The 249-nt window shown below is 73.5% G+C and carries 1 protein-coding gene; it reads left to right on the forward strand.

Features of this window, described 5'->3' with window-relative positions:
* Positions 1-249, forward strand: a 249-nt coding sequence (locus NVV99_RS26700) for an LpqB family beta-propeller domain-containing protein (protein WP_260783325.1), incomplete at both ends; no start/stop codon positions are given.

The following is a 249-nucleotide window of genomic DNA, read 5'->3' on the forward strand; positions in this document are numbered from 1 at the left end:
CGTGCAGCTGATGGTCGGTGCCTACTGCGAAGGCGCTGCCGAACCCGCGGTCGACGGCGAGTCGAGCACCCGGCCGTCCTGGTCACCGAACAACAACTCGGTGTGGGCCGTCGTCAACGGCACGGCGGGAGTGCGTGCGGTGCGCGAGCCCGGCACGGGGCGGGTCACCGTGGTCGGCGTCGAAGCGGGTGCGAGCCGTGCCCTCGGGGGCCGCATCACCGAGCTGCGCCTGTCGCGCGACGGTGTCCG

It is taken from the genome of Rhodococcus sp. PAE-6 (assembly GCF_025290685.1).
In the GTDB taxonomy this organism is placed as follows: Bacteria; Actinomycetota; Actinomycetes; order Mycobacteriales; family Mycobacteriaceae; genus Rhodococcus; species Rhodococcus pyridinivorans.